This is a genomic window from Entomomonas sp. E7T21 (assembly GCF_058693955.1).
In genome coordinates this window covers 3,276,949-3,288,987 of record NZ_CP191672.1, presented here as the reverse complement: position 1 = coordinate 3,288,987, position 12,039 = coordinate 3,276,949, and the positions used below count along the sequence as shown (strand labels likewise).

The following is a 12,039-nucleotide window of genomic DNA, read 5'->3' as shown; positions in this document are numbered from 1 at the left end:
TATTATTGTGGATTCGCACGGGTGCTGCTTAATAGCATTTTTAAATTGGCTGCTTTAGGTTTTACTAACCAAAAACTACGGATGTAATCATCTAAGTTATCGGCTATCTCTTTACCCCAAGCACTGTCTGTTTCATCCACATACTCATCTAATACACTTTGTAAATGGTTGCGATAGGCTTCCATCGTTTCTTTGCTGATTCGTTGAATTTCAACAAGATCATGATTCACTAAATCCACAAAAGTACGGTCTAGATCTAATACATAGGCAAAGCCACCTGTCATACCTGAACCAAAGTTATAACCTGTTTTTCCTAATACACAGATAAAACCACCTGTCATATATTCACAGCAGTGATCGCCTGTTCCTTCAACAACAGCATGAGCACCAGAATTACGTACACCAAAGCGTTCACCTGCTGTACCTGCTATAAAGAGTTTTCCTCCTGTAGCACCATATAAACAAGTATTACCTACAATAGCTGACTCTTGGGTTTTTAGCGTACTATCTTTTGGTGGAGTAATCACAATCTTACCCCCTGTCATACCTTTACCCACATAGTCGTTAGCATCCCCTTCTAAATGCAGATGTAAACCGCCAGCATTCCACACCCCAAAACTTTGTCCAGCTGTACCTGTGAAGCGGAAGGTAATAGGATTTTGTGACATGCCTTGGTTGCCATGTAGTTTTGCAACCTCACCAGATACTCTGGCACCTATGGAGCGATCACAGTTACAAATGTTGAGTTCAAACTCGCCACCAGAGAGTGATTCAATGGCAGGCATCGCCATTTCTACCATGCGTTCTGCTAATAATCCTTTATCAAATGGCGGATTATTTGCTACTTCACAATACTGTGGTTTATCTTTAATTTGGCTATTGGCTAGTAAGGGTGATAGATCTAAGTTAGCTTGTTTATCTGTTTCACCTGATAAAACTTCTAATAAATCAGTGCGACCAATAATTTCTTCTAAACTAGCTACGCCTAACTTAGCCAACCATTCACGAGTATCTTCAGCAATAAATTGGAAGAAGTTGGTGACCATTTCAACTGTGCCAATAAAATGTTCTTTACGAAGACGATTATTTTGAGTGGCAACACCTGTAGCACAATTGTTAAGGTGGCAAATACGTAAGTATTTACAACCTAATGCGATCATTGGTGCGGTACCAAAGCCAAAGCTTTCAGCACCTAAAATAGCTGCTTTAATGACATCTAAACCTGTTTTTAAACCACCGTCAGTTTGTACTCTGACTTTGCCACGTAGATCATTACCACGTAATGTTTGGTGAGTTTCTGCTAAGCCTAATTCCCAAGGTGCCCCTGCATATTTGATAGAGCTAATAGGGGAGGCACCTGTACCACCATCATAACCAGAGATAGTGATTAAATCAGCGTAAGCTTTTGCTACACCTGCGGCAATAGTTCCTACGCCTGCTTCAGCCACTAATTTAACTGATACTAAGGCCTGTGGATTGACTTGTTTAAGGTCAAAGATTAGCTGTGCCAAATCCTCAATAGAATAAATATCATGATGAGGAGGAGGTGAAATTAACGTTACGCCAGGAACGGCATAACGTAAACGAGCAATTAAGCCATTAACTTTACCACCAGGTAACTGTCCACCTTCACCAGGTTTAGCACCTTGGGCAATTTTAATCTGTAAAACTTCAGCATTAACTAAATATTCTGGTGTAACACCAAAACGACCTGTGGCAACTTGCTTGATTTTAGACATTCTAATGGTGCCATAGCGAGCAGGGTCCTCTCCACCTTCACCTGAGTTAGAACGTGCACCTAGACGATTCATAGCTTCAGCTAAGGCTTCATGTGCTTCTGGTGATAATGCACCCAATGAAATGCCCGCAGAATCAAAACGTTTTAGAATGGCGCCAATAGGTTCAACCTTATCTAATGGTAAAGGTGTATTAACTGCTTTAACCTTAAATAAGTCACGAATCATAGAAACTGGGCGAGTGTCTACTGCTTGCGCATACTCTTTGAATTTTGCATAGTTATTTGTTTGTACAGCTTCTTGTAAGAGTTGTACTACATCAGGATTGTAAGCGTGGTATTCACCATTGTAGATAAATTTCAGTAAACCACCTTTTTGGATAGTTTTACGACTATCCCATGCTTCGCTAGCTAGTAGTTTTTGTTCAGCTTCTAAATCAATAAAACGAGCACCTTCAATACGGCTTGGTACACCACGAAAACAAAGGTTAGTTATTTCAGAAGATAAACCTACTGCCTCAAAAAGCTGTGCTCCACGGTAAGAGGAAATAGTAGATATACCCATTTTAGAAAGAATTTTCTTAAGGCCTTTAGAGATGCCTTTACGATAATATTTAAATATCTCGTATATATCCCCTACTACTTCGCCTGTTCTTGCTAGATCTGCTAATACTTCATAAGCTAGGTAAGGATAAACTACACTAGCACCAAAGCCTATGAGTACAGCAAATTGATGAGGATCACGGGCTGTTGCTGTTTCTACCAGAATATTACATTCACAACGTAAGCCTGTAGCTATCATATGATGTTGTACAGCCCCTACTGCTAATGCAGCATGAATAGGTAGTTTGTTAGCAGCAATGTTACGGTCAGAAAGAATTAGCTGGCTTTTACCATTTCTAACGGCTTGTTCTGCCTGTTCTACCACTTTTTTGATGGCCGCTTCTAAACCAATAGCAGGGTCATAGTTAAGATCAATGATCTCTTTAGCAAATCCCTCACGTTGCATATTAAGGATAGTTTGCCATTTTGCAGGAGAAATAATAGGGCTGGTTAAAATAGCCCGATTGGCATGTTCTGGTGCTTCTTCATAGATATTATACTCAGGGCCTAAACAGGTTTCTAATGACATTACGATTTCTTCACGTAAAGGGTCAATAGGGGGATTAGTCACCTGTGCAAACTGCTGGCGAAAATAATCGTATACTGAACGAACACGCTGAGATAAGACAGCCATTGGTGTATCGTCACCCATTGAGCCTACCGCCTCTTGGCCTTGTTCTGCTAGTGGGCGCAATACTTGGTCACGTTCCTCAAAAGTTACTTGGAACATTTTCATGTATTGTGCTAGCTGTTCTCCTGAATAGCTAGCATCACCTTGTTGGCTCTCATTCAATGTTGCTTGAATGCGTAAAGCATTTTGTTTTAGCCACTGTTTGTAAGGGTGTCTAACTTTTAAGCGGTTATCAATTTGTTCGGTGTTGAGCATTTCACCTGTATGAGTATCAACGGCTAAAATCTGTCCTGGACTTACACGGCCTTTAGCTAATACATCTTTTTGATCATAATCCCATACACCTACTTCAGAGGCTAAAGTGATATAACCATTTTTAGTAGTTACCCAACGGGCAGGACGTAGACCATTTCTATCTAGTAGACAAACGGCATGACGACCATCAGTTAATACTACACCTGCTGGGCCATCCCAAGGCTCCATATGAATAGAGTTAAATTCATAGAAACTACGTAAGTCAGCATCAATGGTTTCCACATTCTGCCATGCTGGTGGAATCATCATTCTTAAACCACGGAATAAATCCATACCGCCTGTGACTAAGAGTTCTAGCATATTATCCATGCTGGCAGAGTCTGAGCCTGAACAGTCAATTAGTGGTTCTAATTCTTGTAAATTAGGTAATAAAGGGTTAGCAAACTTTTTACGACGAGAAAGAGCCCAATTACGATTTCCCGTAATGGTGTTAATTTCACCATTATGGGCAAGAAAACGAAAAGGTTGTGCTAAACGCCATCTTGGCATTGTGTTAGTGGAAAAGCGTTGGTGGAATACACAAATAGCCGTAGCCATACGCTCATCGCCTAAATCAGGGTAAAATTGCTCAAGATCAGCAGGCATCATTAAACCTTTGTAGATGATGTTTTTGCCCGATAGGCTACATACATAAAAATCACTATCATCTTTTAAAGCTATTTCAGCTCGTCGGCGCACAAAGAATAGTTTAATGGCAAAAGCCTGATCAGAGAGCCCATCTCCTGTCACAAAAACTTGTTCAATACGAGGCATTCTTTCTAATGCTAATGGACCTAGTACTGAAGAGTCTGTAGGAACTTCACGCCAACCAATAAGTTTTAAACCATTAGCTGTAATTTGTTGGTTAAGTTGTTCTTTGGCAGTATTAGCTTTTTCTTCATCAGGACTTAAAAATACCATGCCTACAGCATATTGTTCGGGTAAGTCTGCTTGAAATTGTTCTTTTGCGATTATGCGGAAGAAAGAATCAGGTTTTTGAAGTAATAGACCACAGCCATCGCCTGTTTTTCCGTCAGCATTAATGCCACCACGATGGGTCATGCAAGTAAGTGCTTGAATGGCAGTTTTTAAAAGATGGTGACTAGCCGTACCTTGCATATGTGCAATCAAGCCGAAGCCACAGTTATCTTTAAACTGGTCTGGATAATATAAACCTGTATTCATAGTAATTCCCATCAGGTAGTTCAATCGTTAATGCTTAATAGCTAGATATTTTTATAATGTATTTTATTCAAAACTTATCTTTAAGGTTTTTGAATAAAGGGCGTGTATTATATGTTTATTTTTACAATATGCAAATAGTGTATATGATATACGTATTTTGCATAATATCGATTTTACTTATTGTATAGCTAAATAATTAGGTTGTTAGACAAAAGAATAATTCTAAAGGCTGACTATTTTTTACCATAATTAAAAAATTAAAGGAGTTTTCTTTTTATTAATAAGAAAAAGTTATATATGGATGTGGTTTAAGCACAGTATAAATGCTGCGCGATAATGTATATAAGGCTTTGTAATAAAAAGGAATGCTGTTATTAATGGATTGTATTAGTATTATAGAATATATTAATCACATATAAAAAAAACTTATGTTAATATGCTAAAAGAATATAAGTAATTTTGTTATATAATGTTGTTTCTATATTTAAGTTATTGTTCTGAATTCTTAAAGATTTAAGAAGAAGGTATTGCTTGTTTTAATTAGCAATGTAAATAAAATACATTTTTGAAGTTAATGATTTTTTAACACTCGTTTTGTATTTGACGTTTATTAATTTTTAGTATGTTTTTAATAACTAAGGAAGGGGAAGGAATCTCCAGTAGTAGAGGTGTAGGTTAGTAAATGGATAGGTTGAGTTACTAATATTCTTTATATATGGTTTAGCACTTTGTGTTGTGTGTTTGATTTTTATTTTTTATAGATTTTAAGAAGTAAAGTTAGAGCTATATTCATATTACATATCTATATTTAAATTATTTTTAGCGGATAAGGATTTAGTTGCTATAGAAACGCTTTGTTAAAAAATTAAGGTTTAGCAGTCCTTTTTAATTTTTATTCAAAATCAAAATAAAATTTTAGGAAATGATATTCAGAGAGATTAATAATCACCTAATGAATTAGGTTGCCATTTGGGCATAAACGATTATTTTTGCCATTAAATCGTTTATGCCTTTTTTTATTTATCAAATATTATTGTGAAATTTTATCTTTTATTTTGAAATGTACCCAACCAACTTTGCCATCTTGCATCTCTTTAGTTTTAAATAGTGCTATTTCACTAGCTTTAAACAATGGTGGTGGATGATCTCCTACAATAATAACTTCGACACCTTGCATTTCTGGTGAGGTAATAAACTCTGCAATATAATCAAAAAATTGTGCTTGTAACTTAAGGTTGCGACAAGCGTCTCCTGTTGCTGATACGTTATAAATGGCACAATTAAACCGCTCATTATGAATATCATGTTGATAATAGGCATAGTGTGCAGTTAATGTTAACCAATAATTAAAGAGTTTTTTATCTTGAGCAAAGGATTGTTTAAGAAAGGGTAAAATATCCCAATCACAGATACCATCAAAGGGTATGCAGTTAACTGGTTTGTTTAACTCTTCTTGAAAAGTATGGGTTTTAAATCCCGCTTTAGGATACCATTTTTTTCTACCATAAATAGTACTACTACCGCCATGAATTGCCTGTGTTTCATAACCCAGTTTATTTAGTATATGAGGCATACAATTTTGGAAGCCAGTTTTTATCTGGTAAAGATCCACTGTAGAGGGATAGAGTTGACAGAGTTCTCGTAGTTCTCCTTCAACAGTAAAACCACGGAATAAAAAATTACCTTGATTTAAATAATCGAAAGAATTAGTTTTGGCTTTTAGATTTTTTAAAATATCTTCCTGAATAGTTTGATTTAAGGGTTGTCCCCATGATTCGACGACAATTAAAAGAATTTTTTTATTTAAAGGTTGGTGTTGTTGAATGGCATTTGTCCATGGTGTGGTAGCATGGTAATAGGGGCTTGGTTCTAATAAATCACCACCTAATAAATTTGAAAAGCTTGCTTCTTGGTTTTTTATAAAATAAATCGTATTACTGCTGGCAAATGGTGTGTGATAGATATCCATTTGCTGTCCATTGCTTTGCTCTATAAAGTAAGAAGTGGTAGTACCTAAAACGAGTATTAATGTAACTGTTAATAGGTTATTACTAGTTATCTTCTTAGTGAATTGCCATAAGATAGCAGACTCTATAGCAATAATAGCAACAACTACTGTTGCATAAACAAGAAAGATTTTAGGACCTGAAAAAATAAAACTAATTAAATAAAGGCTGTCTCTAAAATGAAAGCCAGGATAGTGTTGTAATACAATCAGTAAGATATCAATCAGAAAAATAAATATAAATAATATAATACCTGTTGCTCTTATTACTCGGTTATGAAAAATAAGACAGATAAAAGGGAGTAAATAATCAATATTAAAAATTGATCGATTATCGCCAGTCCAATAAGTTGCAAGAACAAAAATAAAATTAGGCAATATTAATAATAGACAGGCTGTATAAATAAGCGACTTTATGTTTAACTGATTATTCATTGTAAAATGGCTAGTAATAAAAAAGATAAAGTATAAAGTAACTGTAAAAAAATATCTTTAGTGAGCTATTTTTAATAAGGTTTATTGCGTGTTAAAGGGGTATTTTAATGAGTAAACAGCGTTGCTATTGGTGTGGTACTGATGCTGAATATATAGCCTACCATGATAAGGAGTGGGGAATACCTTGTTATGATGAGAAACACTTATTTGAAATGTTGCTATTAGAAGGATTTCAAGCAGGACTTTCATGGATAACAGTATTAAAGAAACGAGAACGTTATAGACAGGTATTATTTAATTTTGATCCACATAAAATAGCGGCAATGTCTGATGATTATATTGAGCAGTTATTACAAGATAAAGGTATTATCCGTAATCGATTAAAGGTCAATGCCGCTCGTAAAAATGCGATTGCTTGGTTAAAGCTTGAAGAACCAGTGCAATTTATTTGGTCGTTTGTTGGTGGAAAACCAAAAATAAACCATTTTAAAAAAATGGAAGAAATACCTGCTACCACTACAGAGTCAGATGCTATGAGTAAGGCATTAAAGAAAGCAGGTTTTACTTTTGTAGGTTCAACTATTTGTTATGCTTATATGCAAGCTACAGGTATGGTGATGGATCATATTACAGATTGCTTTAGTTATAAGAAAATAATAGACAAATTGAATAAGTAACTTGGTAGTTAACACTACCAAGTTGTTATGATTTCTCTATAGTTTCTTTTTTTGTTGAGGTTCTGTTAGTGTTAACTCTTTACCTTCACTATTTTTGAGTGTTACATCAACTTGATGATAAGGAATATCAATATTTTCTGCTCTAAATAGGGTGAGTATTTGACGATTAATTTCATCAGTGGCTGCACCACGATCTGCTATTTCATTAACTAACATGGTTAATTCAAGGTCTAGAGTGTCGGCACCAAAGTTTACAAAAGAAACAGAGGGGCCTGGGTCTTGAATTACGCGAGAGTTATTTTGAGCAATTTGTAATAGTAGTTCTTTAACCCTATCTATATCTGAGTCATAACCAACCCCAATTTTAAGGGTAATACGGGTAATGGTATCGGTAAGTGTCCAGTTAATAAGTTGACCTGTTGCAAAGGTGGTATTAGGAATAATAACCTCTTTACGGTCACCATCTGTTACGCGGGTAGCACGGATTTGAATACGATTTACTGTACCCGTAACACCTCCTACTGTGATTCTATCGCCAATCCGAACAGGGCGTTCAAAAAGTAGAATAATACCTGATACAAAGTTTTTAAAGATTTCTTGTAATCCAAAACCTAACCCTACTGAAAGTGCAGCAACTAACCATTGTAATTTATTCCAACTAACACCTAATAGGCCCAATGTTAGAGAGAAGCCAACAGCGATGATGATATAAGTCAGTAAGGTAGTAGTGGCATAAGAAATACCCCGTTCTAGATTGAGACGAGATAATACAGTGACTTCAAGTAAACCAGGGAGGTTACGGGTTAATACGACGCTTACGATTGCTATAACAATAGCCATAATAAATGCTTTTAGTGTTAAAGGAACTAAAGTCGCGCCATCTGCCCCGATATACTGATATAGTGTAATAGTGTCTAAGTAAGAGAATACTGCCAAAACATCTGACCATATCCAGTATAGTGTAAAACCAAAAGCAACAAATAAACCTAAGCGGATGAGGCGTAATGATTGTTGGTTAATTTCTTGAATATCTAATACAGGCTCTTCAATTATTTCTTCTTCACCTTCTTTGGTTTCTGCTTTATTTTTTCGTTTCTCTAATGCACGTTGGAAAGCTATACGACGGGCAGCTACGCTTAGTCCACGAACTAATACTGCCTCAGATACTACCCATATTAATAATGCGTAGAGGGTATCTATTAGACGGTCAGTTAATCGTAGAGCGGTATAGTAATAACCTGCAATAGTTGCAATCATAAGAATGATAGGTAGTGAAACAATAGCAATAGCCATAATCCAGCGGATAGTATTAAAGTAACATCTGGCTTTTTTTGAAAAAACAGTACGAGCAATTATCAAGGCCATTAAAAGGTAACAAATAACAACGATAATAATACCTAAAACATCATTGGCTAAATTGCCTAACTGTTGACTAGCAATGGTAACGACAGACATTAAAACGAGTGATAAAGCACCTATTTGAACGATCTGTTTGCGCATTGTGGCTACTTGTCGTTCACTCCAATTGAAGTGAGTCATTGCTACATTATTAGGTGATAATAGTCGATATGTTGTATAGAAAAACATCCAACCTAATGCTAATTCTAATAATGTCTTGCCATAGGCAATATTCATTCCTTGCCCGTCTAATAATAGTGCAATTCCTCCTAAAGCAAGCACTAAAGCCACAGGAAGGGCAAGTAAAATATTAAATAGGATAACTAATGGGGTATGGAGTTGTGAGTCATGCCTTACATTGCCTACTTCTTTGTTAAGCGATTCTATTCTGGCTGATAAATAACAGCGTTTCCAAAGTAGTAATATAATAAAGAAGACAACAGGAGCAAATATCCAAGGTCTATCAATCAGCCCTCGCCCTAAGTCTGTTAGCGTTTGCTGCCAAGAAATAGAGCTAAGTTCTTCTTTTAAACGACTTGGTACTTGTTTTAGCCAGTTCCATCCTAACGTTGAATTACTGGGTAGCCAGAACATTTTTTCATCTATATCATCAGAAATCTGTGATACTTTTTTTTGTAGTTGTTGTTTAGTTAACTGTAGATTAATGGCCTCAGTAGTTAAGCTATTTAAAGAATATTGTAATTGGCTAAATAATTGCTGGCGAGTTCTAGCGAGTTCAAGTAGCTTTTGCCGTAAATCATCATTAACATCTGTATTATTAGCGAGTAATCTATTTACATAGTTACTTGGACTAATAAATTGTTCTTGTTGTTCGTTAAGTTGGAACTGGTATATGCGTAAGTTGGCTATTTCATTAGCTAGATTATCCTCTATTGGCGTTGGTAATACCTGCTTTTGTTGATATAAAATTCTAGAGAGAGCAATACTATTTTTTAATGCAAGGCTTTGTTCTTTTAATGTTTCTTCAATTTTTTGTGTTTTATTTAATTGTTGTTTGGTTGTTTGATTGAGTTGACTGATTTCATTTAAGCGATTATTACTTTTTAAAAGGTATTCAGAAAGTTTAAGGTTGGTTTCGCTTTCTTGACTTAATAATGTGTCTGTTTGGTTGCCTTGATGTTGTGCTAAATCTTGCACAGTTTTTTCTGTTGCAGCTTGTCTACGAGCATTAATAATATTTTGTAGTTGTAGGTTTTCTTGCTCCAATCTATTAATTCGTTCAGTAAGCAAGTTGCGTGAACTAGTTGAGTAATCTTGTAATACGCTGCTACCAGCAAGTTCTTGGTTTATTAAATTAATCTGTGCATTAATAGCGGCTTGTTCTGCTTGAAGCTTAAGCTTAACAGCATCTGTTTGGGTAATTTTTAGTTGATCTGCTATTTCTTGCAGACGGGCTTGTAAAGTACTAATTTGTGACTGTGTTTGTTCTGGACGTGTTTGTAGTTGTTGAATAGTATTATTGGCATTAGTTAATTCTATTTGCCAATTAGTAATTTGTGTATTGTTATCACTCTGACGCTGCTGTAATTCAGCATCACTCATCTTGGGTTCTATATCACGAATGGTTTTAGCAGGATTGGCCGTAAGTTCTTCTAGTTGTTGACGATAAGTATTGGACTTAGCAGGAGCATCGGCAAGTTGATTTTTTAGGCTGGCAATTTTAGATTCAGATTCGTCACGATTTTTTGCAAATTGTAAGGCTTGTTCAAGGTTTGATTTGGCTACAGTTGCTTCATTTTCAGGTAATTTTTTGGCTGGTAAGTCATCAATTGCTTGTTGAATAGTTGTGGTAGATACAGCATTGGTTGCCTCATTAGCGTTAGTTGCAGCAGGAGCTGCAAAACTTGGTAGTGTAAAGCTAAGTAATAAAAGTAAAAAAATGTACCACGTCTGCTTCATCTTTAGCGAGCCCTTTGCCTGTAAAAAATCCTTTTTTATTATGCACAGTTGTTGCTATTTGGGCTAGTAGGTAAATAGTCTAGGCACCCGTTTAACGTTGCAAAACAATTGATAGGAAATTGTATCAGCAAGTTTTGCTATATCACTGGCTAAAATATTTTTCCCCCATAACTCCACTTGACTGCCAACACCTGCATTAGGATGATCTGTTAAATCGATTGTCAGCATATCCATAGAAACTCGACCAATTAGTCTAGTTTTTTTTCCTTCTAGTAGTACAGGAGTATCGTTAGGTGCATGGCGGGGGTAACCATCAGCATAACCCATTGCTACTATACCTATGCGCATGGGCTTGTTAGTAATAAAACGACCACCATAACCTATTGGTTCTCCCATAGGTAGCTCTCGTGTAGCAATAATTTTTGATTGTAAGGTCATCACAGGCGTTAATTGATCTGCTGGTGATTGTGGTTGATTGAAAGGTGAAGAACCGTAGAGCATAATCCCAGGGCGTACCCAATCAGTAGCCAGTTCAGGATAGGCTAATAAGGTTGGCGAATTACATAGGCAGGTTTCTGCATTTAATGTTTTGGAGATTTGTTGAAATGTTGTTAGTTGTTGTTTCGTATAATCAGTGTCTAGCTCATCAGAGCGAGCAAAATGAGTCATTAAGGTGATCTTAGCTACTTTATTTGTTGTCAAAAGTTTTTGGTAAGCAGCCTTATAGTGTTCTGGAAAGAAACCTACTCGATGCATGCCTGAATCCATTTTAAGAAATATATTTAATGGTTTGCTTAAAGATGCTTTTTCAATAGCAGCAATTTGCCAGTGGGAGTGAATAACTACCCATAAATCAAATTTATCTATTAATGCTAATTCACTTTCTTCAAAGAAACCTTCTAATAATAGAATAGGATTCAGAATACCTGCTTCTCTTAATTCCAAAGCTTCTTCTATACAAGCTACAGCAAAAGCATTAGCCTCTTTTTCTAATGCTTTTGCACATTGCACAGCTCCGTGACCATAAGCATCTGCTTTAATAACAGCAATGGCTTTAGAGCCAGAAATAGAGCGAGCTAATTGGTAGTTATAGCAAAGGGCTTTAAGATCAATAATAGCTTGAGCAGGACGCATGATTAGTTCTCAATTATATTTA

Annotated in this window: 5 protein-coding genes; 1 reads left to right on the top strand and 4 read right to left on the bottom strand. The window is 36.0% G+C overall.

Features of this window, described 5'->3' with window-relative positions:
- Positions 1-2: 2 nt before the first annotated feature.
- Complete coding sequence (gene gltB, locus ACQVD9_RS15635) at positions 3-4,448, bottom strand: glutamate synthase large subunit (RefSeq protein WP_264746851.1); 4,446 nt, start codon at positions 4,446-4,448, stop codon at positions 3-5.
- Between the two features lie 1,030 nt (positions 4,449-5,478).
- Positions 5,479-6,888 carry a sulfatase-like hydrolase/transferase gene (locus tag ACQVD9_RS15630; RefSeq protein WP_264746850.1) on the bottom strand — a complete coding sequence of 470 codons (1,410 nt, stop codon included), beginning with the start codon at positions 6,886-6,888 and terminating at the stop codon, positions 5,479-5,481.
- Between the two features lie 107 nt (positions 6,889-6,995).
- Between ACQVD9_RS15630 and ACQVD9_RS15625 the strand changes: the two genes are divergently transcribed.
- Positions 6,996-7,565: a DNA-3-methyladenine glycosylase I gene (locus tag ACQVD9_RS15625; protein WP_264746849.1), complete on the top strand. Its 570-nt coding sequence runs from the start codon at positions 6,996-6,998 to the stop codon at positions 7,563-7,565.
- Positions 7,566-7,601: 36 nt separating this feature from the next.
- Here ACQVD9_RS15625 and mscK read toward each other — a convergent pair whose 3' ends face one another.
- Both mscK and alr read right to left on the bottom strand, forming a co-directional pair.
- Positions 7,602-10,883: a mechanosensitive channel MscK gene (gene mscK, locus ACQVD9_RS15620; protein WP_264746848.1), complete on the bottom strand. Its 3,282-nt coding sequence runs from the start codon at positions 10,881-10,883 to the stop codon at positions 7,602-7,604.
- Between the two features lie 63 nt (positions 10,884-10,946).
- Positions 10,947-12,017, bottom strand: coding sequence for an alanine racemase (gene alr / locus ACQVD9_RS15615; protein WP_264746847.1), 1,071 nt, complete (start codon positions 12,015-12,017; stop codon positions 10,947-10,949).
- Positions 12,018-12,039 lie beyond the last annotated feature (22 nt).

Excerpts from the sequence above, each read along its gene's own strand:
- alr (WP_264746847.1), bottom strand. The coding sequence starts at position 12,017 with ATGCGTCCTGCTCAAGCTATTATTGATCTTAAAGCCCTTTGCTATAAC.
- ACQVD9_RS15630 (WP_264746850.1), bottom strand. The coding sequence starts at position 6,888 with ATGAATAATCAGTTAAACATAAAGTCGCTTATTTATACAGCCTGTCTA.
- ACQVD9_RS15625 (WP_264746849.1), top strand. The coding sequence starts at position 6,996 with ATGAGTAAACAGCGTTGCTATTGGTGTGGTACTGATGCTGAATATATA.
- gltB (WP_264746851.1), bottom strand. The coding sequence starts at position 4,448 with ATGAATACAGGTTTATATTATCCAGACCAGTTTAAAGATAACTGTGGC.
- mscK (WP_264746848.1), bottom strand. The coding sequence starts at position 10,883 with ATGAAGCAGACGTGGTACATTTTTTTACTTTTATTACTTAGCTTTACA.